Annotated in this window: 18 protein-coding genes and 1 pseudogene; 12 read left to right on the top strand and 7 right to left on the bottom strand. The window is 65.6% G+C overall.

The genetic code is table 11. The annotated features are described in order from the left end of the window. Positions 1-135, top strand: a pseudogene (locus ABZS40_RS35060) (IS630 family transposase); the annotation flags it as partial. 13 nt (positions 136-148) lie between these two features. Here the strand turns inward: ABZS40_RS35060 and ABZS40_RS35055 are convergent. Next, positions 149-931, bottom strand: a complete 783-nt coding sequence (locus ABZS40_RS35055; RefSeq protein ID WP_354948830.1) for an IS630 family transposase — start codon at positions 929-931, stop codon at positions 149-151. Next, positions 820-1,287, bottom strand: coding sequence for a helix-turn-helix domain-containing protein (locus tag ABZS40_RS35050; protein WP_354948828.1), 468 nt, complete (start codon positions 1,285-1,287; stop codon positions 820-822). The genes ABZS40_RS35055 and ABZS40_RS35050 overlap by 112 nt, the downstream gene beginning before the upstream one ends. A gap of 143 nt (positions 1,288-1,430) precedes the next feature. Here ABZS40_RS35050 and ABZS40_RS35045 point away from each other — a divergent pair, with 143 nt between their 5' ends. The 4 genes from ABZS40_RS35045 to ABZS40_RS35030 all read left to right on the top strand — a co-directional run bounded on the left by ABZS40_RS35045 (position 1,431) and on the right by ABZS40_RS35030 (position 6,437). Then, complete coding sequence (locus ABZS40_RS35045; protein ID WP_354948826.1) at positions 1,431-2,033, top strand: PadR family transcriptional regulator; 603 nt, start codon at positions 1,431-1,433, stop codon at positions 2,031-2,033. Further along, the gene (locus ABZS40_RS35040; RefSeq protein ID WP_354948824.1) at positions 2,030-2,752 is read left to right on the top strand and encodes an ABC transporter ATP-binding protein; all 723 of its coding nucleotides are present in this window, start codon (positions 2,030-2,032) and stop codon (positions 2,750-2,752) included. The genes ABZS40_RS35045 and ABZS40_RS35040 overlap by 4 nt, the downstream gene beginning before the upstream one ends. Further along, entirely contained in the window at positions 2,749-5,205 is a 2,457-nt protein-coding gene (locus tag ABZS40_RS35035) for an FtsX-like permease family protein (protein WP_354948822.1), read from the top strand. Before ABZS40_RS35040 ends, ABZS40_RS35035 begins: the two co-directional genes overlap by 4 nt. A 635-nt stretch (positions 5,206-5,840) precedes the next feature. After that, a complete protein-coding gene (locus ABZS40_RS35030) occupies positions 5,841-6,437 on the top strand; it encodes an ATP-dependent Clp protease proteolytic subunit (protein WP_354948832.1) in 597 nt (198 codons plus the stop codon). Between the two features lie 166 nt (positions 6,438-6,603). Here the strand turns inward: ABZS40_RS35030 and ABZS40_RS35025 are convergent, their stop codons facing one another. Beyond that, entirely contained in the window at positions 6,604-7,035 is a 432-nt protein-coding gene (locus tag ABZS40_RS35025) for a MarR family transcriptional regulator (RefSeq protein WP_354948820.1), read from the bottom strand. A 53-nt stretch (positions 7,036-7,088) separates the two neighbouring features. Here ABZS40_RS35025 and ABZS40_RS35020 point away from each other — a divergent pair, with 53 nt between their 5' ends. Next, a complete protein-coding gene (locus ABZS40_RS35020; RefSeq protein WP_354948818.1) occupies positions 7,089-7,694 on the top strand; it encodes a TIGR03086 family metal-binding protein in 606 nt (201 codons plus the stop codon). A 363-nt stretch (positions 7,695-8,057) separates the two neighbouring features. Here ABZS40_RS35020 and ABZS40_RS35015 read toward each other — a convergent pair whose 3' ends face one another. The 3 genes from ABZS40_RS35015 to ABZS40_RS35005 all read right to left on the bottom strand — a co-directional run bounded on the left by ABZS40_RS35015 (position 8,058) and on the right by ABZS40_RS35005 (position 9,589). Continuing rightward, positions 8,058-8,237 carry a hypothetical protein gene (locus tag ABZS40_RS35015; RefSeq protein WP_354948816.1) on the bottom strand — a complete coding sequence of 60 codons (180 nt, stop codon included), beginning with the start codon at positions 8,235-8,237 and terminating at the stop codon, positions 8,058-8,060. A 61-nt stretch (positions 8,238-8,298) separates the two neighbouring features. Continuing rightward, positions 8,299-8,580, bottom strand: a complete 282-nt coding sequence (locus ABZS40_RS35010) for a YciI family protein (RefSeq protein ID WP_354948814.1) — start codon at positions 8,578-8,580, stop codon at positions 8,299-8,301. A 16-nt stretch (positions 8,581-8,596) separates the two neighbouring features. Next, positions 8,597-9,589: an Lrp/AsnC family transcriptional regulator gene (locus ABZS40_RS35005; protein ID WP_354948812.1), complete on the bottom strand. Its 993-nt coding sequence runs from the start codon at positions 9,587-9,589 to the stop codon at positions 8,597-8,599. Between the two features lie 142 nt (positions 9,590-9,731). Between ABZS40_RS35005 and ABZS40_RS35000 the strand changes: the two genes are divergently transcribed. The 6 genes from ABZS40_RS35000 to ABZS40_RS34975 all read left to right on the top strand — a co-directional run bounded on the left by ABZS40_RS35000 (position 9,732) and on the right by ABZS40_RS34975 (position 14,625). After that, the gene (locus ABZS40_RS35000) at positions 9,732-10,229 is read left to right on the top strand and encodes a DoxX family protein (RefSeq protein ID WP_354948810.1); all 498 of its coding nucleotides are present in this window, start codon (positions 9,732-9,734) and stop codon (positions 10,227-10,229) included. Positions 10,230-10,456: 227 nt separating this feature from the next. Beyond that, positions 10,457-10,600, top strand: a complete 144-nt coding sequence (locus ABZS40_RS34995) for a hypothetical protein (protein ID WP_354948808.1) — start codon at positions 10,457-10,459, stop codon at positions 10,598-10,600. Between the two features lie 1,134 nt (positions 10,601-11,734). Next, positions 11,735-12,163, top strand: a complete 429-nt coding sequence (locus ABZS40_RS34990; protein ID WP_354948806.1) for a hypothetical protein — start codon at positions 11,735-11,737, stop codon at positions 12,161-12,163. A gap of 137 nt (positions 12,164-12,300) precedes the next feature. Continuing rightward, a complete protein-coding gene (locus ABZS40_RS34985; RefSeq protein WP_354948804.1) occupies positions 12,301-13,224 on the top strand; it encodes a helix-turn-helix transcriptional regulator in 924 nt (307 codons plus the stop codon). A gap of 331 nt (positions 13,225-13,555) precedes the next feature. Further along, positions 13,556-14,002 (top strand): PaaI family thioesterase, encoded by a 447-nt coding sequence (locus ABZS40_RS34980; protein ID WP_354948802.1) that lies wholly within the window; start codon positions 13,556-13,558, stop codon positions 14,000-14,002. Positions 14,003-14,076: 74 nt separating this feature from the next. Further along, on the top strand, positions 14,077-14,625 hold the full coding sequence (locus tag ABZS40_RS34975) for a GNAT family protein (RefSeq protein WP_354948800.1): 549 nt from the start codon (positions 14,077-14,079) through the stop codon (positions 14,623-14,625). A 33-nt stretch (positions 14,626-14,658) separates the two neighbouring features. Here the strand turns inward: ABZS40_RS34975 and ABZS40_RS34970 are convergent, their stop codons facing one another. Further along, positions 14,659-15,507 carry an IS5 family transposase gene (locus ABZS40_RS34970; protein ID WP_354948798.1) on the bottom strand — a complete coding sequence of 283 codons (849 nt, stop codon included), beginning with the start codon at positions 15,505-15,507 and terminating at the stop codon, positions 14,659-14,661. Positions 15,508-15,683: the final 176 nt, after the last annotated feature.

The following is a 15,683-nucleotide window of genomic DNA, read 5'->3' as shown; positions in this document are numbered from 1 at the left end:
GTCAACGACTGGATCGCCGCATGGAACGACAACCCCAAACCCTTTGTCTGGACCAAAACCGCCGACCAGATCCTCGACAACCTCGCCAACTACTGCACCCGAATCAATAAAGCTTCTAACGACTCAGGACACTAGTAGACCGTCGCTTCTAATTGGCTGGGTAGAGGTGGCGGAGTCGGGTTCGGGCGTCGTTGGTGGTGAAGTGCCAGTCGACCTGCCGCTGGTCGCTGTTCGTTGCGTTCTGCCAGGCCGCCAGCTCGGCGTTGAGGGTGTCGAGGTCGCTTAGGCGCCGGTCGAGGCACTGGCGGGTCAGGCGGGACAGCTCGATCTCGGCGACGTTGAGCCACGAGCCGTGCTTGGGCGTGTGGTGGATCTGAAGGCGTTGGGCCAGAGCGTGCGCGGTCGCGGGGTCGAAGGCTTCGTAGAGCGACCCGATCGAGTGGGTGTTCAGGTTGTCCATCACCAGCACGACCTTCTCGGCGTCGGGGAAGTCGACGTCGAGGAGCCGGCGGACCTGGTGGGCCCAGTCCACGCGGGTGCGCTGCGCCAGGGCCTCGACGCGCCGCCACCCGGCCAGCGGCCGGGTGAACACGAAGATCGCGCACGTGCCCTGCCGCACGTATTCGCTGTCGTGCTGGGCAACCCTGCCCGGGGCGGCGGGCAGCGGGTCGCGGACCTCGCCCAGTAACTGGTACGGCTTCTCGTCCATGCAGACCACCGGGAAACGCTCGTCGAGCGGGCGGGCGTAGACGTCCAGGACATCCTCCATCGCGGCGACGAACTCGCCGTTGGCGTGCGGCGGGATGGTCCAGCACGCCTTCAGTTGCGGCTTGAGCGCCCCCTTTTCAGAACCCGCCCGATCGTGGAGTGGTCCAGGCCCGGCACGTCGTCCAGCAACGCGACGTGCTTCTCCAGCAGCCGCAACGACCACCGCGAGTACCCCTCGGGCGGGGCCGAGCACGCCAACGCCATCACCCGCGCCTCGATGTCCCCGGTGACCTTCGGCTGCACCGGCGGCGTGAGGCGCTTGCGCCGGCCGATCGCCGCGTCCACGTCCTGATGGGTCGCGAACGCCTCGGCGACCGACCGGACCAGATCACCCGAGGCGTCCAACTTCTCGGCAACCTGCGCCCGAACGGGCACGACCCCGCTGGACTCGTCCAGAGCCAGCAGGATCCGCGCCCGAGCGATCGACCGCGCCGAACTCTTGCCCGACCCTATGACCTGCCGCAACCTCACCTGCTGCTTCGCGTCCAGCACCACCGCATGGACCCGCCTACGCGCCACCAGTCCTCCTGCCCTCAACGACCCACGAACAGGGCAAGACCTACCAGACATCCACGGCAATTAGAAGCGACGGTCTACTAGGGCCTTGCTACCAAGACATCCCCGAACTTATCCAGTAAGTAGTTACTTGGTAAGCTCTCGCCATGCAGAGGAATGCGGTGCGTTGGGGGTTGTTGGCGGTCTTCGCGGACGGCCCGAAGTACGGCTATCAGTTGAAGAGCGAGTTCGATGCTCATACGAGTGGTGGAAGCTGGGCGTTGAACGTGGGGCAGGTCTACACGACGCTTGACCGGCTTGCCCGCGACGGTTACGTGGCGTCGGTCGGCAGCAACGCCGACGGGCGTGAGGTTTTCGCGATCACCGATCAAGGGCGGGAGGCCCTGGCCAGTTGGTTCGTCACGCCGGTGACCGACACCGATCGTCCGCGCAGTGAGTTGGCGATCAAGTTGGCGATGGCGGCGGTCGCGCCTGGCGTGGAGGTCGGGGCGGTGGTTCAGGTGCAGCGGACTGAGTCGATGCGGCAGATGCGTGATTACACCGACCTGCGTCGCCAGGCCGACGACAGCGACGATGTCGCCTGGCTGCTCCTTGTCGATCATCTGATCTTCACGCTGGAGAGTGAGATCCGCTGGCTGGACCATGTGGAGGCGACGGTGCTGCGGCGGGCGCGATCGGGCCGGGCGCCGTTGAAGACGCCAGCGCCGGCGGTTCAGCACCGCAGGGAGGTCGAGGTGGATGGCCGATGAGTGCGGCGGTGTTGCGCTTCGCGGGGGTCGGCCGGGTCTACGGCAGTGGCGAGCAGGCGGTTCACGCTCTGGACGAGGTGAGTTTCGAGGTGGCTGCCGGCGAGTTGGTGGCGGTGATGGGGCCTTCGGGGTCGGGGAAGTCGACGCTGTTGGCGTTGGCGGGTGGGCTTGACGCACCGACGTCGGGGGCGGTGTTCGTGGAGGATGTCGAGCTCGGCGGCTTGGACGCGGCAGCGTTGGCGCGGCTGCGCAGGGATCGTGTCGGGTACGTCTTTCAGGACTACAACCTGGTTACTGACCTGACCGCAGCGGAGAACGTCGCGTTGCCGCGAGAACTGGCCGGGGTGGGCGTGCGATCGGCGCGGCGGGAGGCTGTCGCGGCGTTGGCCGAAGTGGATTTGGGTGATATGGCTGGCCGCTTCCCTGATCAGCTCTCTGGCGGGCAACAGCAGCGGATCGCGATTGCCCGCGCGTTGGTGGGGCAGCGGCGGCTGGTCCTGGCGGACGAGCCGACCGGTGCCCTGGACTCGCAGACGAGTCTCGCCGTGTTGGAGGTGTTGCGGGCGCGCATCGATGCCGGCGCCGCCGGGGTGCTGGTCACTCATGAGCCGCGCTACGCCGGGTGGGCCGACCGAACGATCTTCCTGCGCGATGGCAAGTTGGTTGCCGCCACCGGCCCGAGGCAGACCCCGGAGCAGCTGCTCGGGAGGACTGTATGACCAGATTCGCCGGCGAGTTCGTCGGTTCATGGCGTGCCGCGCTGCGGGTTGCCCGCCGCTCCACGGTCCGTCAACGCGGGCGCAGCGCGTTGATCCTGATGATGTTGTTTCTGCCGGCTTACGCCGCCACGGTCTTGGCGGTGAGTTGGGCGAATCTCAGCGGCACGTCTGCGCAGGAGGTGAACTTCCGCATGGGGCAGGCCGACCTGATCGTCGACGACGCTGACGTGGCTCGGTCAAGCCTGCCGTCGGATAGCCGATCAATGCCGTTAACGCGAGGCCGCACTGTAGTCGCCGGGCCTGCCGGTCTCGCCGCGTTCGAATATGAGGCGACCGACCTTGGTCACCCCCTCAACCGGGGCCGCTATGTGCTGCGGGCTGGACGTGCTCCGCAGGGGGCGGCAGAAGTCGCGGTGACCCGGGCGCTCGCTCGTGAGCTTGATATCCGCCCCGGCGATCAGGTCGTTGCCGGCATGCCGCAACGCAGTCTCACCGTGGTGGGGGTCGTCGATTGGAGCCGTTCCCTACGTATGACGGGGCTCCTTGTCCCGGCCGAGGCTCCCTTGTCCGGGGCGCGCGCAGAGCTGTTGGTGAAACTGCCAGCCGGGCAGAGCTGGTCCCCTCCGGAGCCAGGCCCCAACCAGGAGGGCTTCCACTCGTTGCTGCGTGAAGAGGTCAAGCCGACTGTCGCGGAGAAGGCGGTGGAGGCTGCGGCGGTCCTGCTCGTCACGACCTTCGCCGGTGCGCAGGTGGTGTTGCTCGTGGGGGCGGCGTTCGTGGTCGGGGCCCGCAGACAGCGGCGGGACCTTGCCATGATCGCTGCGGTAGGGAGCACCGGACGCCAGGTCGGGCGGATCGTCCTGGCGGGTGGATTGCTCCTGGGTGCGGCTGCGGCCATCGCCGGGGCCGGCGCGGGTCTGCTGACGTTCACCCTGGCCGGACCGCTCATCGAGACGATCGCCGACCATCCCTTAATCGATGTCTCCGTACCCGTGCCGAGCGTGGTGGGGGTGGCGGTCGTGACGCTCACGATCGGGGTCCTCGCGGCTCTGTTGCCCGCCCGCAGCGCGGGCCGCGGACCGGTCCGCGCTGACCTGGGAGGTCAGCGGACCCGCTCCCGCCTCGACCTTGCCGCTCTCGCGGTCGGCATGGTTCTTCTCGTTGCCGGCACGGCAGCCCTCGTGCTTGCCGGCCACCCCGAGGGCAGAATCGAACTTCTCGCTCTCGGCGGTGTCGCGCAGCTAGTCGGTGTCGTGGCATGCGCTCCCACCCTCGTCCGGGTCGCCGGCCGCGTCGCCGCCGCGTTGCCCCTGTCAGGCCGGCTCGCACTGCGCCACGGCGCACGGCACCGACTACGCACAGCGGCAGCGATCGCGGCGGTCACCGCCGCGACCGCAGGCAGCGTCTCCCTGACGAACGTTGGAACAGCCCGCGATGATGCGCCAGCCACTCAGCTGCGCACTCGCCCCGGCCAGATCGTCCTCGAAGCGGAAACCCTTCGACTGCTCGGCGAAGACGGCCTTCACCGCTTCACTGCAGCCCTGCCGACCCGGGAAATCGTGACACTACAAATGGCCACCGACACCGGCGCACCGCTAACAGATCTCCCGCCCGAGGGCGCCGCCGACCCTACGCTTATCGCCGCTTTCGAACAACGTGCGGTCGCTGTCGGCGGGGCTGAAATAGTTCATCTGGTCACCGGCCGGCCTGCAAACGCACAGGAACTGGACACCCTCGCCGACGGGGGTGCGGTCGTCTTCAACGACAAACTTATCTCCGACACGAAGATCACCTTGACGAAGGATGGAAAACCTCTCCCGTCCTTGCCCGCGCTTCTTGCCGCTCGCGGGGAGTACTACCCGCAGCTGCCCGGCTTGGTGATCTCGGCGGCGACGGCGAAACGCCTTGACCTGAACGTCACAACCCAAGCAGCAGTGATCGATCCCACCCGCCAACCCCGGCCCGAAGACTTGGCCGCCGCGAACGACGTCCTGCTCCACGCCCAACTCAACACCCGCCAGCCACCCGATCAGCCGATCACCGCCACAGCGACAAAGGCGTCATCACCGGCGGAAGAAACCACCACAATGTTCTACCTACTTGCCGCGGTCAGCGCCCTGGTCACCCTCGTCGCCAGCACCGTCGCCATTGGCCTGGCATCCGTTGAACTACGCCCCGACCTAGCCACCATGACCGCAGTCGGCGCCACCCCCCAAACCCGCCGACGAATCACCGCAGCGCAGAGCGCCCTCATCGCCGGAAACGGCGCACTCCTCGGCCTACTCGCCGGCCTTGGACCCGCAGCCGCCTACATCAGCTACAGCACCAACGCACACTGGCACACCCCCTGGCTCGCACTCTTCCTCATCGCCGCCACACCACCAGCACTCACCACACTCCTCACTGGACTCCTCACCCGAGGCCAACCACAACTCACCCGCAGGACGAACTAAAAGCCTTCAAACGATCCCCCAGGGGCCGACTCTCGAACCACTGCCGCGGAGCCGCCCCCTGACGACAACAGCCGCGATCTTCGAGAAGACCATCGTTTCTGACAATATCGGCCAGACCCTTCGCCCGCCCCTCCTCACGTTTGTCGGTGCCGCGTGAAAACTGGCTCCGATCGGGACCGAACTGCTGCACCGACAGCCGTGGCCCACCAGCACCGCCGCCCGTCAGGTGGTGTGCAGGCATCTACTCGGCGAGCCGGATCACCACACGAACGGCTCACCGAGCCCACGCTGCAGATTTCTTCAACAACATTCAGAGGCCACGTAACGGGCAGGAATCCCTCCGGACCACGGCGGGCCGTTCAGGACTCATTAGTTAACGGGCAGGGCTGCGGGTCCGGCTGATCGCCTCCGCGCCGGCCGGGCGCCCCGTTCCGCGTACCTCCACGATGCTGGCCTGCCGCCGGGCCCGGGCGGACCGGCGGCGGCTGACCCTTGCGTAGGCCGGCCGGTGTTCAGCCCTGAGCGGATCTGCCGCCGGCAGAATCCCTGGGCCGCGACCGCCGCAGCGCGGACGCTGGAGGGGCCGGTCTCCCGGGCGGTCCCACCGCCCGCCGGCACGATGGAAGGCGGACATGATGATCGGGTACGGCGTGCGGATGTTGGAGGGCGGGCAGCCGTCTTTCGGGGGCCAGGTCTTCGAACGGCTGCTGCGTGAACGAATCGTCTTTCTCGGCAACGAGGTGACCGAGGAATCGGCCAATCAGATCTGCGCGCAGATCCTGCTGCTCGCCGCCGAGGACGCCGACCGGGACATCTTCCTCTACATCAACTCGCCGGGTGGCTCGGTGAGTGCCGGGATGGCGGTCTACGACACGATGCGCTACGTCCGCAACGACGTGGCCACCCTGGCGCTAGGGTTCGCGGGCTCGATGGGGCAGTTCCTGCTCTGCGCGGGTGCGGCCGGCAAGCGGTACGCGCTGCCGCACGCGCGGATCATGATGCACCAGCCGTTGGGCGGGTTGGGCGGCACCGCCTCGGACATCAAGATCCAGGCTGAGAACATGCTGCACGTGAAGCGCACCATGCAGGAGTTGATCGCGCAGCACAGCGGACGCACGCTGGACGAGATCCAGCGCGACTGGGACCGGGACCGCTGGTTCACGGCCGAGCAGGCCCGCGAGTACGGCCTGGTCGACAAGGTGGTGACCCGGGCCGAGCAGTTGCCCGGGTGAGCCCCCTGCCGAGCCGGACGCGGCCCTCGATCCGCGTCCGGACCCGGCGTCGGACAAGACAGCGGGGTGGCCGTGTTCGCCGGCGCACCGCATGAACTGGTGGCGACCCGGGACGCTGCCGCCGACCCGTGGTGTTGACCGTCCCTCGGCGCGGACCTGCGCCGAGTTAGGCGGCGGCGTTGTCGAGGGTCACGAGTGCCTGCAGAAAGGCCTGTCGGTCGGGGGGTGGTAGCTGGTCGAGCAGGGTCGCCTCTGCCGCGCGGATCGCGGCCTGGGCTTCGCTCTGCACGGCCCGGCCCGACGCCGTGAGTCGCAGGAGGCGCACCCTTCGATCGGCGGGGTCGGGATCGCGGTCGATGAGTTCTCGTCGTTGCAGCTCGTCCAGGATGGCGATGATGCGGGTCTTGTCCGCACCGATCGATCGTGCGAGGGCCGTCTGGGTCCGCATCGGCTCGTCTCGCAGCGCGGTTAGCACGGCGTAGCCCCACATTGAGATGTCATGTGCCTCGAGGATCGGCTTCTCGACGACAAGTAGTGATCGAGCAAGTCGCACCAGCATCGCGCCGAGGTCGGGGCGATCGTCTGCGTCGCCAATCATACGCGTGACAGTACCTGATTGACAGATAGTATGCGGTCGTAGATAGTCGACTCATGATTACGAATTTTCCGGATGTACGGACGGCAGACGAGACGACGGTCCGCGCGAGCATCACAGTGGTGCAGCGGGTGTCGGCGGCAGACCTGGACAAGCCAACTCCCTGCCCACAGTGGCGCTTGGGAGACCTACTGGCTCACATGACGGCCCAGCACCACGGATTCGCGGCGGCAGCAACCGGCCGCGGCTCGGACGCTGAAATGTGGCGGACGCGTCCGTCAGCCGACCCCGTTCGGGCCTACCTCACGGCGGCCGAGGGCGTGCTCGCTGCCTTCGCGACCGATGAGGTATTGGACCGTGAGTTCGCGCTGCCCGAGGTCGATGAGGTTCACACGATTCCAGGCCGCATGGCGGTCAGCTTCCACTTCATCGATTACGTCGTTCACGGTTGGGACGTCGCGCGATCCTTGGGTGTGGCGTGGAATTTGCCGGACGAGGTGTTGCGGGCTGCTCTGCCCATCGCCCGTGCGGTACCCGATGACGCGACGCGACTGGCGCCGGGCGCGGCCTTTGCGCCGCGACTGCCAGAGCGGGCCGACGACGACCTACTCGGTCGCATTCTCGCCGTTCTTGGTCGCTCCCCGGACTGGCCGCACGCCTGATGGGAGCCCTCGGTGTGGATTCGGAACTCCAGTCCAAGGTGCTGCCGCGAGGCTCCGTCGAGGGCCGATTGCTGCCGCCGAACTACGTGCGAAGCTCTGTCAGCGTTGCCGGACGCAGCGTCGGGTCGTGTTCGAGCAGTCCAATGCTGTGCTGGTAGACAGCTTCCGCTGCGGGCGCTTCGTGTCGGCCCAGTGCTCGGATACGACGGCCTGCCGCCAGTTCGGGGTTGGTCAGGCTGACGCCGAACCCGGCGGCAGGTCTGGTGTCAGGTGTCGCCGACGCGTAGGCGAGAGAGCGCCAGCAGTCCGAGCAGAGGCTGCAGAATGCGCCCACATCCGACGCATTCCTGTCTCAGGCTGGCGTCAGCCGAACTGGCCAGTTGTGCACCACAAAGTCGGCGTACCGTTCCAGAGCCGAATGGCGCGTACCACGTCCCGGTTCGGCGTCCGGACCAGTGCGGCGGTACCCCGCCAGGTGCCGCCGTCGTCGGACAGCAGCGGCCCGTACGCGATCAACTCGTCCGAGTCGGATGGCACCGCCAAGTCAGCGGCTCGCCTTCCGCCGAGACTCAGAAGTAACGGCTGCCGCCGGGGAACTCCCACATCATGCGCCCAGCGCATTGCGCCGCCGGCGCAGCAGCACACCGCGATACACGCCAGCTTGGTAGTTGGGCTCGGCGAAGACGAACGCTCGTGCAGCGGCAACGTCGGGCAGGTCGACGATGTGCACGCTGCCGGTTGGCGTATCACCGTCCTCGGCGAAGGTCGGCCCAACTGCGATCATTCTCGCGGTGGACCGTTCCATGAACGACAAGTGTCCATCCAGCAATTCGTCACGGAGAGCAACGGTGCCTAGCCGGACTCGCTCACGGCACAGGAATTCCATGCCCCTGTGGCATCGCTTAACCGTGTGTGATTACGGGCGTGAGGATGGCGCCAGCGCCCTTGGTGCGCCGAAGAATTGGAGCCGTTTCTGCCCGAAGTACACCCGGAAGCGACCCTATCCGACCAGCGAGATAATCGTAAAGAGCGCCAGTATTTCGGCAAACAACATAAGCAACTATGTTGGAAGGACCAGTCGTTGCGGCGGCGAAGCTGATCTCTTGATGCTCCGACAACGCGGTGGTTACCTCTGCTAAATCTGCGGGAGCAACAGTGAGCCAGAGCATCGCCTCGGTGTTGAAACCGAAGTGTATAGGATCTATGTCAACGACGAAGTGCACCAGATTGGCCCGCCGTAGCTCTTCGAGGCGACGGCGGACGGTGCTTTCCGACCAGCCGGTGGCAGCGGCCAAGCTGAGCTGGCTCGCGCGACCGTCCTTGGCCAACAACGGCAGTAGCTGAAGATCTGCGTCTGTCAACTGCTGGTCGCCGCCAGGCTCGTCCTGCTCAAGAAGTGGCAACTGAAGGGCGGCTATCTGCATCGGTGTCAACGCCGCCGTGCGCCCAGGCCAGCCGCTCGTTCCCGCTACGGCGCGTAGCAGGCAGTGCGCGGTGACGGCCATGACGCGGGGCATTTGCGGCAACTTCTCCAACAGTAACTCTGACTCGCCCACCCTGCCCCGGGTCTGAGTAATGCATGTTATCTCGGTGCCGCCGGAGATAAGGCTAACCCAAGACGTGTCGTCGCGTCGGCTTAATGCGACCGCGAGCCTGTCGGCCACATCAGGACTGCACCGGATCCTCACCATCCAGTCCACGTACCCCAACGCCTGACCATTCGGCACAACAACGACCCTCACCACCCCCGAGGACCGCAGTCGACTGTACCGGCGAGCGATGGTGCGGTCGGAGGTGCCAAGAACGCTCGCGATGTGACTGAAGGCTGCACGACCGTCCACCTGCAGGGCATGAAGCAGCTGTCGGTCAAGATCATCAAGCATGACTCGTTTCACCAAATAAGGCTACCTTAGCGTCGGATTGCGCCGTCTGGGTGAAGCGTATTAGGCAGCGCCCATGCTGCGAATACTCTTCGCAACGTTACCTGCGCTCGTGGCTCAAGCGCAGCCTGGCAGTTGAACGATGGGAAGGATCGGCATGGAACCCCTCATCGCCCTCGTCGTCACCACCCTGGTTCTGCTGGGGCTGGGGGCGGTCGGAGTGTCGCGGCTACGTCCATGGTCAGTCGCGCTGCGCGGTGGACTGGCTGCGATGTTCGTAGTCACGGGCACGGCCCACTTCGTCGGCCTGCGCGAATCGCTTATCGACATGGTGCCGCCAGCTTTCCCGGCCCCGGGGCTTCTGGTAACTGTTACCGGTGTGCTCGAGTTGTGTGGCGCAGTGGGCCTACTGTGGCACCGGACTGTTCTCTTGGCGTCGGGCGGACTTACCCTTCTGTTGGTGGCTGTTTTTCCCGCGAATGTGCACGCTGCTGCCGAGAATTTATCGGGGCGTTGGGATGATGAACTCGTCCCTCGAACGATCCTTCAGGTGATTTTCCTTGCAGCAACGATCGCGGTTCTATCCAAGGAAATCCGAAACCGCCGGCAGTCTCGCCAGGTGCAGCGAGAAGAAGTCGTCAACAACGCCTCCTGAGCGCCCTATCGTCGTGGGCTGCTCCGGCCAGGGAATCCCTGCTCGGCTGGTTCAGCTGTTACGACGGCCATATCCCTCGTACGACATGGCAGGCATTGCTGGAATGGCGCTGGTTCCCCAGATGGTGATTACGAACGATTCAGCCGGAGAGTGCGCCGCTCGGCAGTGGGACAGGACTACGACAGTCGCCAGATGGTATTCCTCAAAGCGACCTCGCCGTCGTGGTCATGGACTCGACGGTGACGGTGGACGGGCAGAACCGGCACACGCTCTACGTCGACGTGATGGCGAGGAAGGGCGGCGACTGGCAGTTCAAGAGCCTGGTCCAGGCCGGTTGCGGTGATCTGCTCAAGCAGTACCTGGGTGCGTGACCGGCACATTGTCAGCTGGCTCGGCGCAAGGTTTCGGAGCCAATCGTCTGTCACGACGACGTGCAACCCGATGGATACCGCGCGGCGAGATTGGCATAGCGGTCGGCAAGGCGCTGTTTGCGCCTGTGCAGGCAGTTGCCGCACACGGGCGGGGAGAACTCCGACACTTGATTAGCTGGTTCCCCTCGAATGAGTCGCGTGAGATCTACACCCAGATCTAGTGAAGCACCCGGTCGACCAACGAGGATCGGCCGGGCGTCTCCGTGTTGCACGCGGGGTGGTGGCGGAAACCGAACCCACGGAGGGAAAAGCCCCAGAGGTTCCGCGGCCGTCACAGTCGCCAGAGTGGACAGCCGCAGCCGCAGCCGCAGTCGTGGTCGCGGCGACACGTGCCTGAGGGGGCATGGTCCGTGAAGCCGAGGCGGTGGCGCGTTGAAACACCGACCTGACTTAATGGACAGGCTGGAGCTTCTGAGGGCGCTCGCCGAGGTCAGCCGCGGCGAGTGCTGCAGCTGCGCGTTTCGCCAGCCGCAAACCAGCCACTGTTCCTCTCGCGCATCGACTTTGGCAACTCGTCCGGTTGGACGCTAACTGCAACCGGTGACGCGAGTTGGCGGCTACCCGCTAACGGGCTTTGCGCCCGTTACTTGACTTTACTCCGCTGCGGCTGTCGGCGGTCCGAGCATCCCCCCGTATGCAAGGACCGCCGACAGCCGCCCCTACGCTCGACCCGTCTGTCAGGGTTGGCAAGTCGTCTTCTCGGCGGCCTCCGAGCCTGGTCTCATCGGGTTCGAACGGCGCGGAATCGTCGTGCTGAATTGTCGGGCTTGCCTGCCCTCCGCGGCAGACAGGCACCAGGAATTGGCTTGCTGATCAGGCGCCCGCCCGCCACGCAGTGCCGAGATGTCTACCGGTTTTTCAAGAACGACAGCGCATACGTCCTGGCTCAACCGTAGGCCTCAAAGGATTCGATCGCGAGGCGCAAGCTGCCACTGGTGGTGGTACGCACCGTTGTCGTAGCCGGGATGGAGGGCTGGCTCCCCGTTACCGAACCCTCGATGCTGGTCTCACCGACCTGTCGTGGCCGGACGGCTTCTGCCGACGACCGCGACCCGCTTTTGAAAAGGGGACAGCATGACGAGCATCACGACACCGCTAGCTTCCGGAGCGACCGTCCATCAGGACGCGTGGAAGCCGTTGCGCCGCTGGCTTCGGCTGGATGCCCTCGTCACGGGGGCCAACGCCCTGGCCTACCTGGCTGCGGCGCCGCTACTGAGCGGATTGCTCGGCCCCGAGCCTGCGCTGCTGCGCAGCATCGGCGCCTTTCTCGCCGTGTTCACGGTTGGCGTGCTGCTGGTGGCCCGTCAGGTCCGGCCCGCCCAAACTCCGACAGCGGCGGTCATCGTCGTGAACCTCGTTTGGACGGCCGCGAGCGTACTTGTCGCGGTAGTTGGGGCGGGTGGGCTCACCGGCCCGGGACGGGCTTGGGCTGTTGCGCAGGCTCTCGTAGTGGCGAGTTTCGGGATCGCGCAGGCCTCAGCACTTCGTTCCACCCCGCGGTGACCGACGCTGCCGGCCGGCGGGACGCCCTTCACGGTCGTCCCGCCGGCACCCCCGTAGTCAGGCGGCAGGGCCAGTTGACGCCATTTATCCCTGGCCGGGGCAAGCAGGTAAGCCTTCTGGCCTGCAATAATGGGGTCATGGCAGGGCAGGCTCGCAACGGGCAGATAGGCGAATTTCTGCGAATCCGGAGGGCACGAGTTCGTCCCGAGGACGTCGGCGTCGCTTCGTACGGGCGGCGACGGGTCGCCGGCCTGCGCCGGGAGGAGCTTGCCCGGCTTGCTGGCGTGAGCGTCTCGTACTACACCCGCATCGAACAGGGGCAGACTGATGGTGCCTCTCCTTCTGTGCTCGAGGCGATCGCATGTGCCTTGGAGCTTGACGACCATGAGCGGGCTTATCTCTTCCAGCTCGCGAACGCAACGGGTGCCCCCCCGAGGCAGCAGCGCCGACCAGAGCGGGTGAGTCCGGCGCTACTCAGCCTGATGTCGGCGATGGACCTGGTGCCCTCCGCGGTCGCCGGCCGATGCATGGATCTTCTTGCTTGGACACCGCTCGGTCACGCACTGCTCGCCCCGCATGTCCCGTACAGCGCTGTCGATGCTTTGCCGACCCGCCCCAACTGGGCCCGACTGCTGTTCACTGATCCGCATTTGCGGGAGCTGTTCGTCGACTGGGAGGACAAAACCTGGGAGGTGGTGAGTTATCTGCGCATGCAGGCCGGCAAGTATCCTCACGACAGCCGGCTTGCCGGTATCATCGGTGAGCTCTGTCTGACCAGCAGACGGTTCGATGACCTGTGGGCCGCCCAGACGGTCCGTGACAAGGTTCCCACGCTCTGTCGGATGCAGCACCCGACCGTTGGTTATCTGGAACTGACCAATCAGCCGCTGCGCATTCCGGACGCGCCGGATCAACTTCTCGGCACATTTCATGCCTCGATCGGCTCCGCCAGCGAGTCGGCTCTGCGGCTTCTTGCTCGAGAGGTGGAAGAGACTCGTTCATCAGTCGTTGCCAACTCGGCGGCTGCGTCAGAGGCGGTCCCAGCCGCTGAACCGGCCTGATGGTCTGCGCTTCAGGCTTGGCCGAGTGAGGCTTGTGTGAACAACATACCCATTCCAGATGTTGGATCTCGACACAACCCAGGGCGAATTCTCGTAATCGCACCGAATGCGGGGCGGTGATTGGTTGGGTCACTGCGGCAGCGGTGCTGCGAGTGCCAACTGAAGGCGAGGCGAAGGTGCCCTGATCACCGCCGAGCCTATCATCGCTTAGGTGAACCGGAATCTATTTGCTGTCCTGAATTCCGAGGATGTCTATGGGGCCTTATCGGGCTCGCGATGGCAGAACTCTGCGGCAATGGCGATCCGTCGAAACGACCAGAGGAGAACGCCGATGGAGATTCCCCTGGAGGCGGCCGTCAAATTCTTGGCGGCGCAGCCGTTCAGCCGGCATCTGAATGCTCGGCTCACCGCGTTCGGCGGAAGAAGCGCTACCCTAGAGGTCGAGCTGACCGGTAACCACCTGCAGCAACACGGGTACGTACACGGCGGCGTCCTCTCATACGCGGCGGACAACGCCATCACCTTTGCTGCCGGGACTATGCTGGGTCCCAACATACTCACCAGTGGGCTCAGTATCGAGTACCTTGCTCCTGCCCAGGGCGTATTGATCCGCGCGACGGCTAGCGTCGTCCACTCAAGCAGTCGCCGCGTGACGTGCCGCTGTGATGTTCATGCTATCGACGGCGATGGCACTGGTCTACTTTGCGCCGTCGCTCAAGGCACGGTGGTGGCGCGATCGACCGCAACGGTGAACGGCTTGCATCATGACGGGTCGTGATTCGGGGTCTCTGGTTGCACCCGCGGCCCGGGTGGCAGCGGACGGTCAAGACTGCATGGGGAAGGCGACAGTAGATGTCCGAGTTCACGCTGCCGATTCGTACCGATCGTCTGCTACTCCGTCAATACCGGTTCGATGACGTAGATGCCTTGGTCGCCTATTACGGCGACCCCGCCGTGGCTCGCTACATACCTTGGGACCCATGGTCGCGAGAGTTCGCGGTCGAGCAGGTGGCCAAGCGCGTCCGTCGCTTGGGTATCACTGGTGAAGACTCCAGTCTGGCGCTGGTGGCAGAGCACGAGGGTGAGATCATCGGTGATGTCGTTCTTTGGCCGGCCGACGGAACCCTGTCTCGGGGAGAAATGGGTTGGGCTTTCCGTCCGTCAGTATGGGGAAGGGGATATGCTGCAGAAGCGGTCAGGGCTCTCATCGATATTGCCTTCAGCCACTACAGCATGCATCGCGTGATCGCCCAGATTGATGGCCGGAACGAGGCGTCGGCGCGCTTGTGCGAACGTCTGGGTATGGTCAAGGAGGCTCATCTGCGCCAAGACTACTGGGCCAAAGGTGAGTGGGTGGACAACGACATCTACGGACTGCTTGCCGAGCAGTGGCGAACATAAAGGCACGACGCAGCAGGTCGCTGAGAGCGCGTTTTACATTGCTGTCAGTCGGGTGTGTTTGAAGGTGCGGCGTTGGTGGCGGGTGGCGGGTTCGCCTCGGGCGAGGCGGCGGAGCATGCCGCCGAGGGCGGCCCATCGGATCTTGGCCTCTGACGTTGCGCGGTGGGTTTCGTAGTCGCGGGCCAGACGGCGGTGGGCGGTGAGCCAGGCCAGGGTCCGCTCCACGACCCAGCGACGTGGATGCACGACGAACCCGCGTTGGTCGGCGGGTTTGCGGACGATCTCAACGGTGGTGCGCAGCAGGTCGCGGGCCCAGTCGACGAGGCGACCGGCGAAGCCGGAGTCAGCGAAGACATGCCGGATCGGGGTGGCCGCATACGTGGCGAGCAGGGCGCCTTTGGCACCGTCGCGGTCCTGCCAGGACGCGGCCAGGACCCAGACAGTGACCAGCAGGCCGAGGGTGTCGGTGACGATGAACCGCTTCCGGCCATTGATCCTCTTCCCGGCGTCGTAGCCGCGGGAGTCCCGGGGCACGGTGTCGGCGCCTTTGACGCTCTGCGAGTCGATGATGCCCGCCGTCGGCTCGGGCTCGCGGCCGTGAGCCACCCGGATCTGCTCGCGTAGTTCGCTCAGGATCCGCTCGGTCACACCCCGGTCGTTCAGCCGGGTGAAGTGCGCGTACACGGTCTGCCACGGCGGGAAGTCCACCGGCAGGTACCGCCACGCGCAACCGGTACGCACCACGTACAAAATGGCGTCGATGACGGCCCGCCGGGGATGCTTCTCCGGTCTGCCCATCCACTGCGGAGACGGCAGCATCGCCTCGATGATCTCCCACTCGGCATCGGTCAGCTCAGACGGGTACCGCCGCACTCGATCCATACCCGTCTACCGACCGAGTCACCCTCATCGACCGGACCAACTGTGCGACACACCCGACCAAACCCACAAACCAAACGCGCTCTGACTGGACGTTTGCTTCATCTTCGCGCCAGTAGCGGTCGATTTGCGTCTCGGGCTTCGATGGCGCAAGGTGCCCGACCTGACCGGGAAAGGGC

Source organism: Micromonospora sp. NPDC005324, assembly GCF_040607155.1.
Lineage (GTDB): Bacteria > Actinomycetota > Actinomycetes > Mycobacteriales > Micromonosporaceae > Micromonospora > Micromonospora trifolii.
The sequence above is the reverse complement of the archived record's forward strand: the minus strand, read 5'-3'. Positions and strand labels throughout refer to the sequence as shown.

Excerpts from the sequence above, each read along its gene's own strand:
- ABZS40_RS35010 (WP_354948814.1), bottom strand. The coding sequence starts at position 8,580 with ATGGAATTCCTGTGCCGTGAGCGAGTCCGGCTAGGCACCGTTGCTCTC.
- ABZS40_RS35030 (WP_354948832.1), top strand. The coding sequence starts at position 5,841 with ATGATCGGGTACGGCGTGCGGATGTTGGAGGGCGGGCAGCCGTCTTTC.
- ABZS40_RS34995 (WP_354948808.1), top strand. The coding sequence starts at position 10,457 with ATGGACTCGACGGTGACGGTGGACGGGCAGAACCGGCACACGCTCTAC.
- ABZS40_RS35035 (WP_354948822.1), top strand. The coding sequence starts at position 2,749 with ATGACCAGATTCGCCGGCGAGTTCGTCGGTTCATGGCGTGCCGCGCTG.
- ABZS40_RS35000 (WP_354948810.1), top strand. The coding sequence starts at position 9,732 with ATGGAACCCCTCATCGCCCTCGTCGTCACCACCCTGGTTCTGCTGGGG.
- ABZS40_RS34980 (WP_354948802.1), top strand. The coding sequence starts at position 13,556 with ATGGAGATTCCCCTGGAGGCGGCCGTCAAATTCTTGGCGGCGCAGCCG.
- ABZS40_RS35045 (WP_354948826.1), top strand. The coding sequence starts at position 1,431 with ATGCAGAGGAATGCGGTGCGTTGGGGGTTGTTGGCGGTCTTCGCGGAC.
- ABZS40_RS35020 (WP_354948818.1), top strand. The coding sequence starts at position 7,089 with ATGATTACGAATTTTCCGGATGTACGGACGGCAGACGAGACGACGGTC.
- ABZS40_RS34970 (WP_354948798.1), bottom strand. The coding sequence starts at position 15,507 with ATGGATCGAGTGCGGCGGTACCCGTCTGAGCTGACCGATGCCGAGTGG.
- ABZS40_RS35025 (WP_354948820.1), bottom strand. The coding sequence starts at position 7,035 with ATGATTGGCGACGCAGACGATCGCCCCGACCTCGGCGCGATGCTGGTG.
- ABZS40_RS34985 (WP_354948804.1), top strand. The coding sequence starts at position 12,301 with ATGGCAGGGCAGGCTCGCAACGGGCAGATAGGCGAATTTCTGCGAATC.
- ABZS40_RS34975 (WP_354948800.1), top strand. The coding sequence starts at position 14,077 with ATGTCCGAGTTCACGCTGCCGATTCGTACCGATCGTCTGCTACTCCGT.
- ABZS40_RS35040 (WP_354948824.1), top strand. The coding sequence starts at position 2,030 with ATGAGTGCGGCGGTGTTGCGCTTCGCGGGGGTCGGCCGGGTCTACGGC.
- ABZS40_RS34990 (WP_354948806.1), top strand. The coding sequence starts at position 11,735 with ATGACGAGCATCACGACACCGCTAGCTTCCGGAGCGACCGTCCATCAG.